This window comes from Arthrobacter sp. zg-Y1143, from assembly GCF_030125565.1.
GTDB lineage: Bacteria > Actinomycetota > Actinomycetes > Actinomycetales > Micrococcaceae > Arthrobacter_B.
Genome location: NZ_JASKLW010000003.1, coordinates 18566 through 37298, shown reverse-complemented (window position 1 = coordinate 37298; position 18733 = coordinate 18566). Strand labels below are relative to the sequence as shown.

The 18733-nt window shown below is 67.1% G+C and carries 15 protein-coding genes and 1 pseudogene; 7 read left to right on the top strand and 9 right to left on the bottom strand.

Annotation, left to right across the window (positions count from 1 at the left end; genetic code table 11):
• Positions 1–8: 8 nt before the first annotated feature.
• Together QNN98_RS03745 and ssd are read right to left on the bottom strand one after the other, a co-directional pair.
• Complete coding sequence (locus tag QNN98_RS03745) at positions 9–1166, bottom strand: TadA family conjugal transfer-associated ATPase (protein ID WP_283996309.1); 1158 nt, start codon at positions 1164–1166, stop codon at positions 9–11.
• Between the two features lie 83 nt (positions 1167–1249).
• Positions 1250–2512, bottom strand: a complete 1263-nt coding sequence (gene ssd / locus QNN98_RS03740; RefSeq protein WP_283996308.1) for a septum site-determining protein Ssd — start codon at positions 2510–2512, stop codon at positions 1250–1252.
• Between the two features lie 195 nt (positions 2513–2707).
• Here ssd and QNN98_RS03735 point away from each other — a divergent pair, with 195 nt between their 5' ends.
• Positions 2708–3295 (top strand): DJ-1/PfpI family protein, encoded by a 588-nt coding sequence (locus QNN98_RS03735; RefSeq protein WP_349643205.1) that lies wholly within the window; start codon positions 2708–2710, stop codon positions 3293–3295.
• A 93-nt stretch (positions 3296–3388) separates the two neighbouring features.
• Positions 3389–5938, top strand: a complete 2550-nt coding sequence (locus tag QNN98_RS03730) for an alpha/beta fold hydrolase (protein WP_283996306.1) — start codon at positions 3389–3391, stop codon at positions 5936–5938.
• Here QNN98_RS03730 and QNN98_RS03725 read toward each other — a convergent pair.
• Complete coding sequence (locus QNN98_RS03725) at positions 5889–6161, bottom strand: hypothetical protein (protein ID WP_227912608.1); 273 nt, start codon at positions 6159–6161, stop codon at positions 5889–5891. The genes QNN98_RS03730 and QNN98_RS03725 overlap by 50 nt on opposite strands.
• Positions 6162–6253: 92 nt before the next feature.
• A complete protein-coding gene (locus tag QNN98_RS03720) occupies positions 6254–6811 on the bottom strand; it encodes a DUF4334 domain-containing protein (protein ID WP_227925365.1) in 558 nt (185 codons plus the stop codon).
• A 76-nt stretch (positions 6812–6887) separates the two neighbouring features.
• On the opposite strand from QNN98_RS03720, the gene QNN98_RS03715 reads away from it, so the two are divergent.
• Together QNN98_RS03715 and QNN98_RS16440 are read left to right on the top strand one after the other, a co-directional pair.
• Complete coding sequence (locus QNN98_RS03715; protein WP_349643204.1) at positions 6888–8261, top strand: bifunctional 3'-5' exonuclease/DNA polymerase; 1374 nt, start codon at positions 6888–6890, stop codon at positions 8259–8261.
• Between the two features lie 60 nt (positions 8262–8321).
• Positions 8322–8621, top strand: a pseudogene (locus tag QNN98_RS16440) (bifunctional 3'-5' exonuclease/DNA polymerase); the annotation flags it as partial.
• 56 nt (positions 8622–8677) lie between these two features.
• Here QNN98_RS16440 and QNN98_RS03710 read toward each other — a convergent pair.
• The 4 genes from QNN98_RS03710 to QNN98_RS03695 all read right to left on the bottom strand — a co-directional run bounded on the left by QNN98_RS03710 (position 8678) and on the right by QNN98_RS03695 (position 13839).
• Positions 8678–10816 carry an acyltransferase family protein gene (locus tag QNN98_RS03710; RefSeq protein WP_283996305.1) on the bottom strand — a complete coding sequence of 713 codons (2139 nt, stop codon included), beginning with the start codon at positions 10814–10816 and terminating at the stop codon, positions 8678–8680.
• 209 nt (positions 10817–11025) lie between these two features.
• On the bottom strand, positions 11026–11709 hold the full coding sequence (locus tag QNN98_RS03705; RefSeq protein WP_283996304.1) for an NUDIX hydrolase: 684 nt from the start codon (positions 11707–11709) through the stop codon (positions 11026–11028).
• Positions 11706–12503, bottom strand: a complete 798-nt coding sequence (nth, locus tag QNN98_RS03700; RefSeq protein WP_227925376.1) for an endonuclease III — start codon at positions 12501–12503, stop codon at positions 11706–11708. Before nth ends, QNN98_RS03705 begins: the two co-directional genes overlap by 4 nt.
• 124 nt (positions 12504–12627) lie before the next feature.
• Complete coding sequence (locus tag QNN98_RS03695; protein ID WP_227925377.1) at positions 12628–13839, bottom strand: phosphatidylinositol anchor biosynthesis protein PIGW/GWT1; 1212 nt, start codon at positions 13837–13839, stop codon at positions 12628–12630.
• Positions 13840–14139: 300 nt separating this feature from the next.
• On the opposite strand from QNN98_RS03695, the gene acs reads away from it, so the two are divergent.
• Positions 14140–16128, top strand: coding sequence for an acetate--CoA ligase (gene acs, locus QNN98_RS03690; RefSeq protein WP_227925379.1), 1989 nt, complete (start codon positions 14140–14142; stop codon positions 16126–16128).
• 78 nt (positions 16129–16206) lie between these two features.
• Here the strand turns inward: acs and QNN98_RS03685 are convergent, their stop codons facing one another.
• Complete coding sequence (locus QNN98_RS03685) at positions 16207–16629, bottom strand: organic hydroperoxide resistance protein (protein ID WP_227925381.1); 423 nt, start codon at positions 16627–16629, stop codon at positions 16207–16209.
• 104 nt (positions 16630–16733) lie between these two features.
• On the opposite strand from QNN98_RS03685, the gene QNN98_RS03680 reads away from it, so the two are divergent.
• Complete coding sequence (locus QNN98_RS03680) at positions 16734–17324, top strand: TetR/AcrR family transcriptional regulator (RefSeq protein ID WP_227925382.1); 591 nt, start codon at positions 16734–16736, stop codon at positions 17322–17324.
• 64 nt (positions 17325–17388) lie between these two features.
• Positions 17389–18729, top strand: a complete 1341-nt coding sequence (locus QNN98_RS03675; RefSeq protein ID WP_283996303.1) for an MFS transporter — start codon at positions 17389–17391, stop codon at positions 18727–18729.
• Positions 18730–18733: the final 4 nt, after the last annotated feature.

Here is an 18733-nt window from a genome sequence, read left to right as displayed (position 1 = left end):
TCCGGGCATCAGCAGGCACCGCCGGCCAAGCGGTCCGCCAGCCGCTGCTGCAACTGCTCCCACGCTTTGTCCTGCCGGTATTCCCCGCCTGTGCGGACAAGCGCCGGAACAGCCTTCAGCACACCGTCCTCCAGCGCCAGTACCGCTACCTCGGACACCACGCGGAGACCGGTTTCCCGTTTGAGGTGGATGATGACGTCCAGGGCCGCGGCTGCCTGCAGCGCTACCGCCTCCGGCGTCATACCGGCCAGAGCACCGAGGGCGGCCAGCCGGGCAGGCACATCCGCAGCCGAATTGGCATGGATGGTTCCGCCCGCCCCGTCGTGGCCGGTGTTGAGGGCGGCCAGCAGCTCCCGGACTTCAGCGCCCCGGCATTCGCCCACCACCAGCCGGTCCGGCCGCATGCGCAGGGCCTGGCGGACCAGTTCCGCCTGCTCCAGCACCCCGCTGCCTTCCACGTTGCCGTGTCTGCTCTGCAGGCCAACCACGTGAGGGTGCAGCGGAGCCAGCTCCGCGGCGTCTTCCACGAGCACCAGCCGTTCCTGTGCTCCGCTGAGGGCCAGCAGCGTGGAGAGCAGGGTGGTCTTGCCGGAACCGGTGGCCCCACTGACAAGGAAGTTCAACCGGCGCCGCACAATTTCCCGAAGCACCGCTTCACACCGGCCGTCCATGGTGCCGCCGCGGCCCAGCTCAGCCAGCGTGAAGGCGCGGTTACGGTGGATCCGGATGGAGAGCAGGGTTGATCCCGTGGAGACAGGCTGAAGTACCGCGTGAACCCGGTAACCCTGCAATTGGACGTCAACGCAGGGGCACGAGTCGTCCAGTCTCCGTCCCCCCGCGGCAACCAGTCGGGTGGCGAGTGCCAGCACATCGGAGTCTGCGGCAAAGCGAACCCCGGTCAGCTCCAGCCCGTGTCCGGCGTCCACCCACACCCGGTCCGGGCCGTTGACCAGGATGTCACTGACGTCCGGCAGCATAGCCAGGGGCTGCAGCGGCCCAAGGCCTTGGAGTTCGGCGCGGACCCGGTCCACAGCCTGCAGGGTTCCCTCCGATCCCAGCAGCCGGCCGCTGGCTTGGACCGCCTCCGCCAGCCGTGCCCCGGTGACCGGTTCCGGATGCGCCAGGATCCGGTCCCGCACGCGGCTGAGCAACGGATCGGGACCCACCGGGACCGCTGTGCCGGGGAATGCAGCACCTGGGAACGCCCTGCCCGGAAAGGCAGCAGAGCGGCCTCCGCTATTCCCGGGACTCACGCGGCCCTCCCGGCCATCAAGGTTTCCGCGAGGATCCGCCGCGACGCCACGGCGATCCTGCGCCGGGCCGGGCCGGCCAGGATGCGCCCGTTCTCCGCGGCCTGCTCCATGCCCCGCTGGAACGGCAGGTAACCGGCCAATGGGTACCCTGTGGCTTCGGCTACCCGCTGTTCGTCCCACCCGTCCGCGAGCGGTCCGCGCACCACCACCTGCACCGGTGTCCCGGCCAAATCCGGCTGCAGCGACCGCGCCGCGAGGATGCCGCCGGCGCGTCCAGGAACCACCAGCAACACCTGGTCACAGAAGGGAAGCAGGAATTCCAGGCCCGTGGAGCGGCCCAGGTCCAACACGGTTACGCCGTATCCCCGACGGGCCGCATCCATAACGGCCAGGACAACGCCGCCGTCCCTGGACGGTTCGCCGTTGCCGCGGGCGAGCAGCGAAAACCCTGCCACCGCAGGCAGCCCGGCAGCCAGCTGGACGGGGTTGAGGGTCCCGCTCAGCCCTGCAAGGTCCGGCCAGCGGATGCCCTCCGCCTCAGCGGTCCCCAATCCCCACTCCAATCCGGCTCCCCAGTGGTCTCCATCGATCAGAAGGACCGATTCGCCGGCTTCCGCAGCCGCGGAGCTGATCCAGCAGGACGTGGTGGACGCCCCTGCACCGCCGCAGCCACCCAACACCCCTACGACCAGACCGCCGGGGCCTGCCCTGCCCCGGCCCAAATAGCCGGCAAGCCAGGCTGCTGCGGCAGGCAGGATCGCAACGCGTGCCGCGGCGCTCCCGGCGGCGGCCTCCCAGACCTGGGTATCCGCTGCCAGTCCGACCACAATAATTTCCGCTTTCCCTGCTCCGGAGGGGAAGGCTGCACCGAATCCGGCACCGGAGCTGTTTCCGGAATTCCGCAGGTAGTCGGATCCCACGAGCACCGCATCCGGCTGCAGGGCCACGGCAGCCGGGACACTGCCGGCCGTGGTGATCTCCACCCCGGCCGCCGCAGCCAAGCGGGCCACCTCGTCCTGCAGTTCCTGGTCCCCGGACACCAGCACCACCGGACCGCGTTCCCGGGCAATGGCTCCGCGCAGCCGCCTGCCCCGCCTCCCGGCAGATGCCGGCCTCAGCCTGCTCCGTCCCGTTGCGGCCTCCGCCGTTGCGGCCTCCGCCGTTGGGAAGTACGCCGTTGGGAAGTCCGGTGCTGAGATGCCCGCCCCTGAGATGCCCGCCCCTGAGAAGTCCTGAGCCAAGCCGTGATCCTTTTCCATGGCACCCACCGTGCCAGTCCCGGTTCCTGCCCGGGGGCGAGGCACCGGCCGGGCAGCCAGACCCGGTCCCGGTTCCGGATGTGGAGGAAGAGAGGGACCAGGTTCCGGTTCCGGGAACCGCCGCAGGCCACCGGAACCTGCCCCGGCGCTGTGTCGTTCCCTGCTTTCACCGGCGGCACTGGCAGGATGACCGGCATGAAGCACATCGGCATACTGCTCTTTGACGGCGTGGAAGAACTCGACGCCGTCGGTCCGTGGGAAGTCCTGGCCTACTGGACCCAGGTCTTCCCCGAAGACGGATACGACGTCGTCCTGCTGTCCGCCGACGGTGCCCCGGTCACTGCGGCCAAGGGCATGCTTCTGACGCCGCAGCTCTCCGCGGCTGAAGCCCCGCACTTTGAGGTGTTCCTGCACCCCGGCGGACACGGCACCCGGGCGCTGGCAGCGGATCCGGAGCACTTGGACTGGATGCGCGCCCTGCGGGCCGATGTCCCCCTGATGGCCAGTGTGTGTACCGGAAGCCTGGTTTACGCCGCTGCCGGCCTGCTTTCCGGCCGCCCGGCAACGACCTACTGGGATGCACTGGATCGGCTCGCGGCATGGGATTCCAGCATCGAAATCCGGTCCGAGGACCGCTGGGTGGACGACGGCGACGTGGTCACCAGTGCCGGGGTCAGCGCCGGCATTGACATGGCCCTGCACCTGGTCCGCCGGCTGGCCGGAGAAGAACGGGCCAAACAGGTTCGGCGCGGAATCCAATACGATCCCGAACCTCCCGTGTAGGAAATCCCTACCCGGAATCCTGCACGAAATGTCCGCCGGCGGCGGTAGGGTCGGCGCAGGCAGAGGACCCCGCGGACAAGGAAACGGATCACCATGGCACCCGAAAACTCCACGCACTATCCATCCGGCCCGGAACACCTGGACGTGCTGATCATCGGTGCCGGCCTCAGCGGCATCGGTGCGGCCTGCCGCCTTCGCCAGGACCATCCCTGCCGCTCCGTGGCCCTGCTCGAATCCCGGAGCCGGGCCGGCGGGACCTGGGACCTGTTCCGCTACCCGGGGATCCGGTCCGACTCGGACCTGTATACCTTCGGCTACGACTTCCGCCCCTGGCGGGAGGAGAAAGCCATAGCCGACGGACCAAGCATCCTGAGCTACCTCAAAGAGACAGCGGCCGAATACGGCGTCGACACCCTGATCCGCTACCACCAGCGGGTGGTAGCGGCGGATTGGTCCAGCGCCGATGCTCGGTGGAACGTGACGGTGGAGATAATGCGGACACCGGAACCAGGTTCCGACGGCACCCGGCCCGAACCGGTGGGCACCGGGGAACTCCTGCACCTGACCGCCCGCTGGATCTTCAATGCGGCCGGCTATTACCGCTACGACAAGGGATACACGCCGGACCTTCCCGGCAGCGAAGATTACCGCGGCCGGATTGTGCATCCGCAGCACTGGCCGGAGGATCTGGACCCGGCCGGAAAGCGGATCGCCGTGATCGGCAGCGGCGCCACCGCGGTCACGCTTGTACCGGCGCTGGCCACGCTCGGAGCAGAGGTCACCATGGTCCAACGGACCCCCACCTACATCCTGCCCATACCGGCGGAGGACCCCATTGCCCGCCGGCTGCGCGGCGTCGTTGGCCCTGAGCGCACCGGCCGGATCATGGCCGAGATCAGTGCCCGCCGGCAACGGGCTATTTGGGCGTTCTGCCAGCGCTGGCCAAACCTGGCCCGGAAGGCCATCCGCAAAATCCAGTCCCGGGTAGTGCCGCCGGGGTTCGATCTGGCCACCCACCTGAACCCGCCCTACCAACCCTGGGACCAGCGGCTTTGCGCAGCGCCGGACGGCGACTTCTTCGCCGCCCTGCGCGGCGGCCACGCTGCGCTGGTGACCGGGCAGCTCGCCGGATTCACGGAACACGGACTCCGGCTGGCATCGGGCGAAGAGGTGGAGGCCGACGTCGTCGTGACCGCCACCGGGTTCACCATCCAGGTTCTGGGCGGCATGGAACTGCGCTTGGACGGTGCCCCAGTGCACCTGCCCGAGCACGTGGCCTACCGCGGAGTGATGCTCAGCGGCATCCCCAACATGGCCTTCGCCATCGGTTACACCAATGCGGCCTGGACCCTGAAGGTGGGGTTGCTGACCCAGTGGTTCTCCCGTCTGCTGACGTCCATGGACCGGCACGGTTACACCGCTGCGGTTCCGGTGGCGCCGGAAGCGCTCCAAACGCGCCCGCTCCTGGATTTCGGGGCCGGCTATGTCCAGCGCAGCCTGGCGTCCCTGCCGCGTCAGGGCACGCAGGCACCGTGGCTGATGACCATGAACTTCCTGGCGGACCGCCGGGACCTGCAGAACGGCGTCTTGGCGGACGAACACCTGCGTTTTACGGGTCCGGAACGCCCGGGCGCCGAAACCGGTCCGGGTGCGGACCGTTTTGCCACCCTCGCCTCCGGGGTGCGGCTGTGCTTCCGCGTGGACGGCCCGGAGGATGGTGAGCCGGTAGTCCTGGTTTCCGGTCTCGGGCTGGACCTGACCGCCTGGCCCGCGGCGCTCGTGGACGGGCTGGCAGCGTCTGGCTACCGGGTGATCCGCCTGGATAACCGGGATGCCGGACGTTCCACCCGAATGGACACCCCTGTGCCGACCCTGCTGCATCAGGCGCTCGCCCGGCCCATGCCCGGCGCCTACCGGATCGAGGACATGGCCGACGACGTCGCCGGGCTGCTGGACCACCTTCAGGTGGCCCGGGCACACGTGACGGGGATGTCACTGGGCGGGATGATTGCCCAGTCTTTCGCGGCCCGCCATCCGGCGCGGACCCTGACCCTGACCTCCCTGATTTCGACCACGGGCGCACCCAAGGTCGGTGCCGCGGCGCTGTCCACCAAGGTCCGGTTCGCACAGCGCCCACCCCGCACCCGGGAGGAGTTCGTCCGCGCGCGGGTGGGCATGATGCGGCACCTGTCCGGCCGGGCCAATCCGGCCGATCCCGCCGTCGAGGGCCCGCTGGCCGCCCTCGCATGGGAGCGGGGTGCCTACCCGGACCGCGGGCACGCCCGGGCCCGGCAACTGGGCGCAATCCACGCCTCGCAGGACCGCACCGCCGACCTCGCCGGGATCCGGGTGCCCACACTGGTGATCCACGGCGACCGGGACCCTATTGTGCATCCCAGCGGCGGCCTGGCCACGGCGGCGGCGATCCCGGGTGCACGCCACGTGACCATGCCCGGCATGGGGCACTACTTCCATGCCGCTGCGGTGCCGGAACTGCTGCAGCTGATCACCGGGCACCTCCGCGCCGCCAGCCCGACGGCGCCGTCCCCGGAACCGCTCCCGGACCCGTCACCGGAGGCGCTTTCCGAGGTTTCTACTGAGGTTCCTGCTGGCCCATCCCGGGGGAAACCGGCACAGCATTGATCTTGGAGTTGGCCGGCAGTTTCCGGACGCGGGAAAAGCCCTTGGCATCAAGGTGGTTCTTCTCCCGGAAAACGGCCACGGCGTCGTCGTAGGCCTCGTTCACCCGGGCGCCTGTGCAGATCTCAGCGGAACCGTCGTTGAAGATGATGCGGATGGCCGCGGAGCGCGGAAAGTGCCGGTCCATCCGAATGAAGCCGTCATTGTCCTGCTGAAGAGTGATCAAGGGATTCCGTCCTGCGTATAAGGTGACAGTCCAGTCTGCCCTATCGGACATGCGCCCGATGCCGCCGCACGGCATCAGCCGGCCCGGAGCGGCTAGCCGCTTCTTCGAAGGGTGAACATAAAGGGGCCCTGCGGGCCGCGGTAGTCCATGGCGCCCAGGAGTGTGTTCCCACTGACTCGCCGGAACGAATCGATAATGGGCTGCGAGTCGTAAACCATGGCCGCGGAAAGTACGCCGCGGTACTCCACCATCCGCAGGCGGGCCCGTGGTTTCCGCGTCCGGACCAGCTGCAGGAGGGGGCGGAGTGCGCGGCCCGCCGCCGGCTGGCGCAGCAGGGGCCCCAGCCGCAGCACCGTGCCCAGCGGCACGAACCAGGGGTTGACGTCGAACGGCCCGCCGTCGCCGCCGGCAAACAGCAGAGGGTGGGCGTCGTCAGGCCCGTCGAACTGCTTGCCGTACCAGCCGAGCCGGGTCAGGACGCCGTCGAGGGGGTGCGACGTCGGCACCTCCGCTCCCTGCCAGGACCCCGTAAGCTCCTGAACCCGCACCGGCGGCAGGGAATCAAAAAACCCGAGGGCCTGCGCCGGAGTGGTTCCACCGCTGAGTTCCCGGAGCATTAAATCCGGTCCATCGATCCGTGGTTCGCCCATCCGGTAAGACTAGCCTTCGGGGCTCCACCCGGACACGGCGGACCGGTGCTGCACCGATCCGGGTGAGAATAGAGGCATGTACATCGTCCTCGCGCCCGGCACCGGTGTCGACTGGGCGGATGGGCCGGCCGGCTCCTGGACGCTGCAGGAAACCGACGACGCCGGCGTTCCCGCGGCTCCCGCCGTCGTTGTGCCGTTCGCGGACCTGCCCGCCGCGGTGCGGCACTTCGACCAGGCACACCGCGGCTCGGCACCGGTGCGCTGGGTCTGGGAATCGGCCCGAGGCGTCTATGGCCGGATGCTGGCGGCCGGAATCACGGTGGAACGGTGCCATGACCTGGCCCTCGTACGCGGCATCCTCCGTTATGCCGAATCCGTACCGGCAACCCCTTACACGGAGAAGCTCCGGACACAGGCGCCGGATGAGGATCCCGTACCGCGGCAGCTGTTGCCCGTACAGGCCTCGCCGGACCAGACCTCCATCTTCGACACGCTCGAAGCTCCCGACGGCGCCGCGGCCGGGAGCGCCCACAGCACTGCCGGCGAACTGGCGGCGGAATTGGCCGACCAGTTGGACGCAGTCGCGCGGTCCTCGTCCCCGGCCAGGCTGAACCTGCTGGCCGCGGCAGAGTCCACCGGCGGAATGATCGCAGTGGAGATGGAAAGCTCGGGGATACCGTGGCGGCGGGACATCCACGAAGCGATGCTCCAAGATGTGCTCGGTCCGCGGCCGCGGGAAGGAGCACGGCCGGAACGTCTTGAACAACTCGCGGCAGAGCTGCGCCGACTGCTGGGCAACCCCGGTTTCAACCCCGATTCGCCCCAGGAGCTGCTAAGGGCCCTGCACCGGGCCGGCATAGAAGTACGCAGCACGCGTTCCTGGGAATTGGAGCAGCATCACCATCCGGCGATCGAACCGCTGCTGGAGTACAAAAAACTGTCCCGCCTCCTCACCGCCAACGGCTGGACCTGGCTGGATAACTGGGTTCGGGATGGCCGGTTCCGGCCCGAGTACGTGGTGGGCGGTGTCGTCTCCGGCCGCTGGGCTTCCCGCGGCGGCGGTGCCCTGCAGATTCCCAAGACGGTCCGCGACGCCGTCCGTCCGGACCCCGGGCACCGGCTGGTAGTGGCAGACGCTGCCCAGCTGGAACCGCGGGTGCTCGCGGCGCTCGGGCAGGATTCCGCCCTGGCGGCAGCAGCCCGCGGCAAGGACCTGTATCAGGGCATTGCCGACCAGAACTTCAACGGGGACCGGGCACAGGCGAAGATGGCGATGCTCGGCGCCATGTACGGGGCCACCTCGGGCGAAGCCGGACGGTTGATGCCGGCCCTGACCCGCTCCTACCCGCGCGCCATCGGGGTGGTTGAACGCGGTGCTCGCGCCGGTGAAGCGGGGCGGACGGTCAGCAGCCATTTGGGCCGGAGTTCGCCGCCAGTTTCAGAACGCTGACTTCGTGCCCAGCAAAGCACCAGCGCAGAAGAACAGCGCCGCGCGGACTCCCTCGCCCGCTCCCAGGGCCGGTTCACCCGCAACTTCGTGGTCCAGGCCACGGCGGCGGAATGGGCCTTGTGCTGGCTGGCGGAGATCCGGCGCAGGCTGCGTGCGGCTTCGGCCCAGGCCCCGGCCGGCGACCTGGTGTTTTTCCTGCACGATGAAGTGATGCTTCACGTACCCGAGGGCCGCGTCGAGGAGGTCACCGCACTGGTGTCCGACGCCGCGGCTGCCGCCACCCGGCTGCTCTTCGGTTCCATTCCGCTGGAATTCCCCGTGCTGGTCACCGCCGTCGGTTCCTACGCTGACGCCAAATAGCGGCCCGGGCGGCATTCACTTCACCGCAGGCCTGCTGCCGGCACCGCTTTCCGGACCTAGTCCAGCTCTTTTCCAAGTGCCGGGGCCATGGTCCGGGCAAAGGTCGAGTTGAGATGGGTTGCATCGTAGTACACGGCCACCCCGCCCACGGCTGCATAACAGTCGTGCAGATCGCAGAAGTAGTCGGTGAAGTCCAACAGGCGGACCATGTCACTGTCCATTCGCTCAGCAGCACGGGAAACCGGGTTCATCGCCATTGCTTCCTCCCTCGGGACGGCGCAATCCGGCGGCGTGGCGGCATGCCGGACAATGCAGTCGCCATCACGGACCGAAGCGTTCAGCGGCGGATCAATGATCGGAAACACCGTTGTCCCGGCATCAGTCCACCGCTGCCAGACCCGCATGAGTCCGTCTTCGAACTGGTCGTCCTGTCCTCGTCCCGTTCCGTCGTCAATGAACTCCTGTTCGGCGTACATGCTCACAAAAACCTTTGCGGGCCGATCCGCTTCGATGGCATCGACAGTGAGCCGGGACCAGCGGGCGCATTTGTCCCTGTCGATCTGGTCGAGGATGCCCCCGTTGAAGGACACCAGAGGGACCCCGTCGAGAAGAGGGCACCCGCCGAGAGTGGTCCATTTGGCGTTCCACCCCCGTTCTTCGGCGAGGGCCAGGACCGTTGCGATCCAGTGCTGGGCATGGGAGTCACCCGCGATCCACACCGTCTCGGCGTCTGGATCCCCGTCCGAGAAGTCGCAGGACGATGGCCCGCCCCCTTCCAGGAGACGGTCCGGGACCTCCCCGCACCGTTCCGGCACGTGCCAGTATCCGTTGTCATCGCTCATATCCGGAACGGCCACCGGGATGGCGAATGGATCTCCGCAGTCGCGGTTGCCGACGGCGGCCGTACCGTAGCAAGGCCCGGCAGCACCGGCTGCCGCCAATTCGATGGCCTGGCTTTCCTTTAGCTGTCCGGCCCCGGCCACAAGACAGGCAACCGCTGCGACCACCGCCATACCGGCCACCGGACGGCGGAACCCGTTTCCCTTCACCAGCTGACGCCGGCCGCCTCGACGGACGATCCACCGGTCCTCCACCCGCTGCTTCGTTGCCCAGGCGAGCAGCAGGGAGAGAACCAGGATCGCAAGCTTGTGGGGGCCGGTTGGCACTTCTCCCAAGACAAAGGGAGCGGCAACAATGAGCGGCCAGTGCCAGAGATAGAGGGAATAGGAGATTTTGCCAAGGAACTGCACCGGGGGGAGCGCCGTGACCCGGCTGTGCTGCAGGCGCCCGGCACCGGTTCCCGCCACAATCACCAACGCGGTTCCTGCCACCGGCACTACGGCGGTCCAACCGGGGAAGGCAGTTTCGGGGTCGTAGGTCAGCGCGCTGGCAATGATCATGGCGAAACCGGTCACGGCCAGGACGTTGCGCGCCGGCCGCCCCATCCCGCGGACTCCGGCGAGGGCAACCACGGCGCCGGCCGCAAACTCCCAGACCCGTACGGGAGTGACGAAATACGCCTGCTCCGGCCGGGTCTGCGTCATATAGATGCTTCCGGCAAAAGACACCGCTGCTGCAAGCACAACAACCGCCAGCAGCATCCGGTCCGGAGCCGACCTCACCCGGCGGGAAACGGCGGCAACGAGAACCAGTGCAAGCGGCCAGAACAGGTAGAACTGCTCTTCCACGGAGAGCGACCAGTAATGCTGCACGGCGGATGCGGATTCCGTCATGGCGGAGTAGTCGACGCTTTTGGCCGCGAGCAGCCAGTTCTCTGCATAGAAGACGCTTGCCAGCACCTCCTTGGCGGTGGCACCCCACCGGGGATAGGGCAGGAACAGCACCGCCAGAAGCATTGCGGCTCCGAGGACCAGGAATGCTGCTGGAAAGAGCCTGCGTGCCCGCCGCGAGTAGAAGGCAGCGAGGCGGACTCTTCCCGACGCTTGGATTTCCCGGAACAGATGGGAGGAAATAAGGAATCCGGAAATGACAAAAAAGACATCCACGCCCACAAACCCGCCCGGAAGTGCGGCCGGCCAGAGGTGGTTTGCCACCACCAGGCCAACCGCCACGGCCCGCAGCGCCTGGATGTCGGTACGAAACCGGCCCGGCGTCGGCTCTACCGGACGCACCCCGCCTGACCAGTGGCGGGCAGCCGGAACCACCCCTACTGCCAGCAGACTGACATTGGCCACCAGTTGTTCCCCCCACAACACGCCGCCGGCACTTGTTCCGCGCCCACAAGCCGCAACGAAGACACCCCGTGCACTATCCGCTGCTGCCCCTGGGGGCGGAGGGAGCTGTGTGTCCGGGCACACCGCAACATGGGCGGCGCAACGGATACTCTATACCGCTCAACGGGCCTTCGGCCGTTTCGGGTCGGCACCGTGTCATCGGCGGTGCATCAGAGCGCCGGAACAACCTCACGGGTTTCGTCCCACGGCTGCGTCCATCCCAATTCGTCCAGCACGCTGGAGAGGATGATGCCGGTGAATCCCCAGACCAGCACTCCGCCGACCAGGAACGCGGGAGTGCGGGGCGCACCCTTGCGGTCCGGGAGGACGGCCATGCGCCGGTTGTCCGGATTCAGCAGGTCAGCGACAGGTACCCGGAAAACCGACGCCGATTCCCCGTAGTTCACCACATCCACCGGGGTGGGTTTGTCCCACCAGCCCAGGACGGGGCTGACCAGGAAGTTGCTGACCGGCAACCCGATGGCAGGGAGCTCGCCGAGTACGCGGACGCCTGCCGGATCGAGCCCGGTTTCTTCCTCCGCTTCGCGCAGCGCGGCATCCACCGCGGTGGCGTCGGCGGCGTCCACGGAGCCGCCCGGGAAAGCCACCTGCCCCGGATGGTCGCTGAGTGTAGCCGCCCGCTCAATCAGCAGTACGTCCAAATCGTCCGGAACGGCGTCGGCGGAGAAGTCCGCAGGCCTGTCATCGAGGACCCCGAAAAGGATCAGCACGGCAGCCGGGCGTGCCGTGGCAGGGTCCACACTGCGTTGCAGCAGCTCCATGTCCGCGTTGAAGGACGTTTTCCCGGCGGCTACCGCAGCGGCCAGCGCCTCGAGGTCAGCGCGTGCACTCATGCTTCAAGCCCGAAGCCGGCGGCCCGCAGCTGGGCACGGGTCTCGGCCGCCATCATGCGGGCATGCAGTTCCTCGCGTCCGGGCGCCAATTCGTACTTCAGCAGTTTGCGGGCCTTGTCCGGGTCTGTCTCGCCCTCCCCGTAGGAAGGGCAGAGCTGTGCGACGGCGCAGGCACCACAGGCGGGTTTCTTGGAATGGCATACCCGCCGGCCGTGGAAGACCACCCGGTTGGACAACGGCGTCCAGTCCTTCGGTTCGAACAGGGCTGCCACGTCCTCCTCCACCTTCACCGGGTCCTTCGACATCGTCCAGCCGAAACGCCGCGCCAGGCGGCCAAAGTGGGTGTCCACCGTGATGCCGGGAATGCCGAAAGCGTTGCCCAGCACCACGTTGGCAGTCTTGCGGCCCACACCGGGCAGGGTGACCAGATCCTCCAGCCGGTCCGGCACTTTGCCGTCGAACTCGTCCACCAGCTTGGTGGACAGTGCCTTGACGCTGGCAGCCTTGGCGCGGAAGAAGCCGGTGGGCCGGATAATCTCCTGCAGGTCCGCCTCGTCCGCTTCCGCCATGGCCCGCGCGTCCGGGTACCGGCCAAACAGGACAGGGGTGACCGCGTTGACCCTGATGTCCGTGGTCTGCGCGGAAAGCACCGTGGCAACCAGCAGCTCAAACGCGTTGCTGAAGTCCAGTTCGGCCACCGCGTAGGGGTAAACCTCGCCTAGCAGCCGGTTGATCCGCCGTGCCCTCCGCTTCAGTGCAAGGAGGGACGGATCGCTGCCGGTTGCCTTTGCCAATGCCTGTTGTCCTTCTGCTGACGGTTGAAATGCCGGTTGCGGGCCGCTGCCGGGCTAGGTGACCGGGAGCTGGCCCGGTTTCCGGCCCTGCGGGGTGCACCGCAGGGCCGGAAAGAACCGCTGGTTACTGTTCGGCGTCGACACGCTCGATGTTGCTCAGGTCGCGCAGTACGCCGATGCGGCCGGTGCGCTTGTCCTGGACAAGGAATTCATCGCCGCGGTCTTCCAGTCCCAGTTCCCAGTCACCGGGGTGGAACATGAACAGGGGCAGTCCTGTGCGTTCGTCAACAATCTGGCGGGGGGTTCCTACAGCGAACCAGAACGCTTCCACCACGGCTTCGGACTCGTCGCGGGTAGCGGTGATGGGCTCAGCGGGCTCGTCCGCGGCAGCTCCGGCAGCGGGATTTTCAGCGGCGGGGTTTTCGCTCTCGCGAACCACCGGGTTCACCGTGGTGGCGGCCAGGGGTTCCTGCCGGCTGCTTTCCGGGGTTGGAGCCTGGGCGGCCGGGTGCGCATCCTGGGCGGCCTGAACGTTGTCGGCGGGGCGTGCGGTCTGCGGCGCCGCTGCGGAAGCGCCAGCGGCGGCACCTGCGACAACCCCTCCTCCGGCGGCAACAGCAGGTCCCTGCTGGGCTTCGGCTTGGTGCGCTGCACCGGCCTGGCCGGTTCCGGCGTCGCTGCGGCGGATGGGGTTGGTGAACCGGCGTGCTGCGGGGGCTTCAGCCTTGGGCCGTGCCGGGCGGGCGCGAAGCGGCAGCGCTTCACGTGCCATGGGGGCCGCGGTGCGCTCGGGACGGCCTTCGAACTCCTTGGCGAAGAACGGCAGGTGCGGGGCGAGTGTGGTCGCGGCCACCAGGCCCAGGGAGCCGATGAGGGCGATCAGCGGACCGACGGCGAAATCGGTAACGGTCTGGATAAAGAAGAACGCGAGCGCCAAAACAGCAACCACGGAGGCGAATTGGTCCAGGGACAGCGAACCGACCCGGGGCTTTGTGCCCGGAGCAAGCCGGCGGCCGGCGAAAAGCCCGGCAACAACCAGCGGCAGCAGGATGCCGATACCCAGGAAGAACAGGGAGAACCCGTTCCAGAGGTTGAAGTCCTCTTCGAACCTGAGTGAGCTGACGGTAAAGAACGGGAGGATGCTGCCCACGAGCATCACCAGGACAGATCCGCCCACTACGGTGTCACGCAGGCTGAACGGGCCGAACAGTGCTTCCTGGCCCCCGGCATCGGCGGTACCGGGACGTGCCCGCCCTCCCGCGGCCGTGGACTGCCCGTCGGCGTGCGAAGCGTCGGCCATGCCGCGGGTCTCATTCTCAACAGGGGGGTTGTTCATACTGATCTCCATTCACGACCACCACCGCAGCACCGGTGGACGGGCCGCCGGGAACGGTAGGCCGCATTTACGGTACAAAGGCGGTTGCTTCCTTCCCTCAGCCTAATCAACGACGGCGAGGCAGACTAGCCGAGTGGCGGCGCGCCCCGGGGCAGTGACATACCGCTCACCGCATTTTCACGCCGTTTTGCAACTGTTTGTGTGAGCCCGGACACAGCCCTTCGAAACCGGCGATAGTGTGGATGGCAGCCGGCACCATTCCCCTGGTGCTGGATTTCTGCGAAGTGAAAGGGTTCAAACATGTCTGATCAGTCCCCTGCGAAGAAGCACGGTGACGCCTTCGAGAACCTTCTGCACGAACGCCGGAGCTTCCCGCCGAGTGCCGAATTTGCCGCGTCTGCGGTGGCCCAGCCGTCCCTCTACGAGGAAGCAGCAGCGGACGGTCCCGCCTTCTGGGCCCGGCAGGCACGCGAATTGCTGTCCTGGGACAAGGATTTCGACCAGGCACTGGACTTCAGTGATGCCCCCTTCGCCAAGTGGTTCGTAGGCGGAGAGCTCAACGCCGCATACAACGCCCTGGACCGGCATGTGGAAGAAGGCCGGGGCGAGCGTGTTGCCATCTATTTCGAGGGTGAGCCCGGCGATACCCGGACCTACACGTACGCCCAGCTGACCGAAGAAGTGAAGAAAGCGGCCAACGCCTTCGAGTCCCTCGGCGTGGCCAAGGGCGACCGGGTGGCCGTCTATCTCCCGATGATCCCGGAAGCAGTCATCACCATGCTGGCCTGCGCGCGGATCGGCGCGGTGCATTCAGTGGTGTTCGGAGGTTTCTCCGCTGACGCCCTGCGCAGCCGGATCGACGACGCGGAAGCCAAGCTTGTGGTGACTGCCGACGGCTCCTACCGCCGGGGCAAGCCCAGCATGCTCAAGGGCGCCGTTGACGAAGCCCTCGCAAGGCCGGGCCATACGGTGGAAAACGTAGTGGTGGTCCGCCGCAACGCAGAGCCGGTGCAGTGGAACGACGGCCTGGACCAGTGGTGGCACGACGTCGTGGACACCGCGGATACCGAGCACACCGCAGTGCCGCATGACTCCGAGCATCCACTGTTCATCCTGTACACCTCCGGCACCACGGGGAAACCCAAGGGCATCCTGCACACCACCGGCGGGTTCCTCACGCAGACCGCCTTCACCCACCTCAACACCTTTGATCTGCACCCGGAAACGGACGTGTACTGGTGCACCGCGGACATCGGCTGGGTCACCGGCCACAGCTACGTGGCTTACGCTCCGCTGATCAACGGCGCCACCCAGCTGATGTACGAGGGCACACCGGACACGCCGCACCAGGGCCGCTGGTGGGAACTGGTGGAGAAGTACAAGGTATCCATCCTGTACACCGCCCCCACCGCCATCCGTACCTGCATGAAGTGGGGCCGGGATATTCCGCAGAAGTACAACCTGGATTCCATCCGGGTGCTGGGATCGGTGGGCGAACCCATCAACCCCGAAGCATGGATGTGGTACCGGCAGGTCATCGGTGCCAACGGCGGCAAAAAGGAAAACCCGGCGCCGATCGTGGATACCTGGTGGCAGACCGAAACCGGGGCGCACATGATCGCACCCATGCCCGGCGTCACGGCCACCAAGCCGGGCTCCGCGCAGGTAGCCGTGCCGGGCATCTCGGTGGACGTGGTGGATGAAATGGGGAAGCCGGTGCCCAACGGATCCGGTGGCTTCCTGGTCATCAAGGAGCCGTGGCCGGCCATGCTGCGCGGCATCTGGGGAGACCCGGAACGGTTCAAGGAGACCTACTGGTCCCGGTTCGACAACATGTATTTCGCGGGTGACGGCGCGAAGAAGGACGAGGACGGCGACATCTGGCTGCTGGGCCGGGTCGATGACGTGATGAACGTTTCCGGGCACCGGCTCTCCACCACGGAGATCGAATCCGCCCTGGTGAGCCATCCCTCGGTTGCCGAGGCCGCCGTCGTCGGTGCGGCCGATGACACCACGGGTGAGGCCGTGGTCGCCTTTGTTATTCTGCGCGGCAGCGCCCAGGACGACGACGACATTGTCACCACCCTGCGTAACCATGTCGGCAAGGAAATCGGGCCGATCGCCAAGCCGCGGCACATCCTGGTGGTTCCCGAACTGCCCAAGACCCGCAGCGGCAAAATCATGCGCCGCCTGCTCAAGGATGTGGCCGAGGGACGCGAAGCCGGTGATTCCAGCACGCTGGCGGATAACACTGTGATGCAGCAGATCGCCGAATCCCTGCGCAGGTAAACCCTTCCGACGGCAAAACACAGCAGGTGCCCTCCCCGGACCGGGGCGGGCACCTGCTGTGTTGAGGAGCGGGTTGGACTAGCCGACGGTGACGTCGAGCTCCACCTCAATATTGCCCCGCGTGGCGTTGGAGTAGGGGCAGACCTGGTGGGCTGCCTGGACCAGTTTGTCCGCGGTTGCCTCGTCCACGCCGGACATTTCCACGTGCAGTGCGACGCCGAGCTTGAAGCCGCCTTCTTCCTGCTTGTAGATGCTGACGTCGGCCGTGACGGCAGCATCTGCAATGGGGGCCTTCTCCGCACGTGCAATCATCTTCAGCGCGGACAGGAAGCATGCGGCGTATCCCGTGGCGAAGAGCTGTTCGGGGTTGGTTCCCTCGCCGGAGCCGCCCATCTCGGTTGGGGTGGAGAGATTGACCTCCAGCTTGCCGTCGCTGGTGCGGGCTTCTCCGTTGCGTCCGTCGCCGGTAGCGGTGGCAGCAGCTGTGTACAAAGCACTCATGGGAACTCCTTATGTGGGGAAAGTCTGTAGGATCAAGGTAGACTAACTAGTACGTCTACCGCAAGTAATGCCGGCCGAATACCGTGAAGGAAGAGGGGAAAGCAATGGGCACGCAACCGTCAGGGGTACGCGAGCGGATCCTGGGCAGTGCTTCGAGCCTGTTCTACACCGAGGGCGTGCGGGCCGTGAGCGCGGACAAGATCATTGCTGCTGCAGGCACCACCAAAGTGACTTTCTACCGGTATTTCCGCTCCAAGGATGATCTGGTGGTGGCGTACCTGCAGGAGCAGTCCGCAGGAATGCAGGAGCGGGCCGCAGCCCTTGACCCGGACCCCTGCACGGGCCTGCGCCAGCTGGCAGAAGTGATGGGAACCGAGGCCTGCTCCCCCGGCTTCCGCGGGTGCCCTTTCATCAATGCCGCGGCTGAGTACCCGGACCCGGAGCATCCCGTCCGCATGGTCATTACAGGGCACCGTGCGTGGCTGCATTCACTTGTGGCCGGCCGGCTGCGCCTGCTCGGCGTGCAGGAGGCGGACAGCCTGGCCGACCAGTTGCTGATGCTGCGCGACGGCGCCATGGTGCACGGATATGTGGAGGACGGAACCGCCGTCGGGCCCGCACTGGCGGCAGCCGGCGAGGCACTGGTCCTGCCCCGGATCACTGCGGGAAAACCCAAACCCGAGGCCCAGGTATGACGCCAATGTGACCTTCGCCTCACGGGCTTGGGAAAAGCGGCGCCGGATAGGAGAATTCCTTCTCGTGTCTACTTCACTCGCACCGGCCGCACCTGCCGGACCACACTCTTCCAAGATGGCCCGCAAGGTAGCGGGGGCGTCCTTTATCGGCACGGCCCTGGAGTCCTATGACTTCTATGTCTTCGGCACCGCGGCCGCACTGATCCTGAACCGGATTTTCTTCCCGGAAGTGGATGCAGCAACAGGCGTCCTGCTGTCCTTCCTGTCCCTGGGCATGGGCTTTATTGCCCGGCCGGTGGGCGCCATCCTCTTCGGGCACATCGGAGACCGGGTGGGGCGCAAGACCTCGCTGATTTGGACCATCATCCTGATGGGTGTCGCCACCGGTGCGGTTGGCCTGCTGCCGGACTACAACACCATCGGCATCTGGGCGCCGCTGCTGCTGGTGCTGCTGCGCCTGCTGCAGGGCCTGGCCGTAGGCGGCGAGTGGGGCGGGTCTATCCTGATCGCCACCGAACATGCAGCTCCGCGCAAGCGCGCCCTCTACGCGGCCATTCCCCAGATCGGCTCTCCGGTGGGGACCATCCTGGTTACCGGCATCTTCCTGCTGCTGGCGCAGGTTTCGGACGAGGCCATGGTGGCCGGGGTATGGCGCATTCCCTTCCTGCTGGCCTTCCCCTTTATGGGCATTGCCCTGTACCTGCGCCTGGCCATTGAGGAGACCCCGGTATTCAAGGGCGTCGAGAAGGCACACCAGGTAACCCGGGTCCCGTTGCTCGAGGTACTGCGCACACAGTGGGCAGCAGTGCTGGTTGCTGCTGCCGCCGCCCTGCTGGGCATCGGCTCCTACTTCCTGATGACTACCTACACCCAGTCCTACGGAACCAAGATCCTGGGACTGTCGGAGTCCACCGTCCTGAACGCTGCGCTGGTCGGATCGGTGCTCCAACTGGCTACCATCCCGGCCTTCGGCTTCCTGGCCAACCGCATCGGCTCCGCCCGGATGGTCATGGCCGGTGCCGTTGCCACCTTGGTGATCTCCTTCCCGCTGTACTTCATCATCAGCAACGCCAACACCCCGGTCTACATCCTGACCATCCTGATCGGCGGGATAGCTCCAACAGCGGCCTGGGCCGCACTGGGCGGACTCATGGCCGACCTGTTCCCGGCCCGGACCGGCTTCACGGCCCTGTCCCTCGCCTACAGCATTGCCGGCATCCTCTCCGGCTTCACCCCCTCCGTCACCCAGGTATTCTCCAATGCAACCGGCGCCGCCTGGTGGCACCCCGGCGTCGTACTGGCGCTGATGTCCCTGATCACCATCGCGGGCGCGCTGGCGGCTCGTCACATGACGCAGCACAACACGCCTGCTGCGCCGCAGAAGACAGGATCCGCTCCGGCATAGTTAA

Bases quoted from the DNA above. Each gene is read 5' to 3' on its own strand.
- ssd (WP_283996308.1), bottom strand. From the start codon at position 2,512: ATGGAAAAGGATCACGGCTTGGCTCAGGACTTCTCAGGGGCGGGCATC.
- QNN98_RS03735 (WP_349643205.1), top strand. From the start codon at position 2,708: ATGAAGCACATCGGCATACTGCTCTTTGACGGCGTGGAAGAACTCGAC.
- QNN98_RS03730 (WP_283996306.1), top strand. From the start codon at position 3,389: ATGGCACCCGAAAACTCCACGCACTATCCATCCGGCCCGGAACACCTG.
- QNN98_RS03720 (WP_227925365.1), bottom strand. From the start codon at position 6,811: ATGGGCGAACCACGGATCGATGGACCGGATTTAATGCTCCGGGAACTC.
- QNN98_RS03715 (WP_349643204.1), top strand. From the start codon at position 6,888: ATGTACATCGTCCTCGCGCCCGGCACCGGTGTCGACTGGGCGGATGGG.
- QNN98_RS03705 (WP_283996304.1), bottom strand. From the start codon at position 11,709: ATGAGTGCACGCGCTGACCTCGAGGCGCTGGCCGCTGCGGTAGCCGCC.
- QNN98_RS03695 (WP_227925377.1), bottom strand. From the start codon at position 13,839: ATGAACAACCCCCCTGTTGAGAATGAGACCCGCGGCATGGCCGACGCT.
- acs (WP_227925379.1), top strand. From the start codon at position 14,140: ATGTCTGATCAGTCCCCTGCGAAGAAGCACGGTGACGCCTTCGAGAAC.
- QNN98_RS03685 (WP_227925381.1), bottom strand. From the start codon at position 16,629: ATGAGTGCTTTGTACACAGCTGCTGCCACCGCTACCGGCGACGGACGC.
- QNN98_RS03680 (WP_227925382.1), top strand. From the start codon at position 16,734: ATGGGCACGCAACCGTCAGGGGTACGCGAGCGGATCCTGGGCAGTGCT.